The 642-nt window shown below is 65.6% G+C and carries 1 protein-coding gene; it reads left to right on the top strand.

The genetic code is table 11. The annotated features are described in order from the left end of the window. Position 1: 1 nt before the first annotated feature. Positions 2 to 642, top strand: a 641-nt coding sequence (locus VBE63_RS31055) for a hypothetical protein (RefSeq protein ID WP_323686787.1), incomplete at its 3' end; no start/stop codon positions are given.

Raw genomic sequence — 642 nt, 5'->3', positions numbered from 1 at the left:
CATGAGCGCCGACCCCCGCCACCCCTCAGACAAAGACCCCCTGCGCCTCTGGCATCGCGCCTTCGGCATTGCGCTGATGGATGTCTTTGCCGATGCGCCCTGGGCCGTGGAACTCGAACTTGAAATGGCCCTGAAAAGCCAACTGCTCGATGTCGCCATCATCGAAGCAGCGGGGCCGGCTGACCCGCGCCAGCCGCGGCCCGCACAGCCTGATCAGCCGGTGCTGCCCGATGGTCTGGAGAACCTGCGCGCGCACAACCTACTGACCTACAAATCCCATCACGAAGCCCTCACCGCCTGGGTGCTCGACGAACTGATCGGCCACTACGTCAACTATCGCAAGCAGCGGCTTGCAAGCGATGGCAAGCGCCACCCGCTCGACGCCTTCGGCCTGTATGCCGTGGCCACACGCTATCCCGAGCAGCTCACCCGCGCGCATTCGCTCCGCGCCACCGCCTGGGACGGCGTCTACGATCTCCCCTGGGGCGCTCATCAGGTCCGGGTGATCGTGCTCAACCGCATCGAGAAACACCCCCGCAATGCCGCCTGGGAACTCTTTGCCAGCGAACAAGATCGGATGCGCCAAGGGCTCGAGCACTACCGCGAGCGCCATCCTCACCCAAGCGACAGCGGCCACGGGGC

The organism is Lamprobacter sp. (assembly GCF_034860625.1).
Classification (GTDB): Bacteria; Pseudomonadota; Gammaproteobacteria; order Chromatiales; family Chromatiaceae; genus Lamprobacter.
This window is presented reverse-complemented; position numbering and strand designations above follow the sequence as displayed.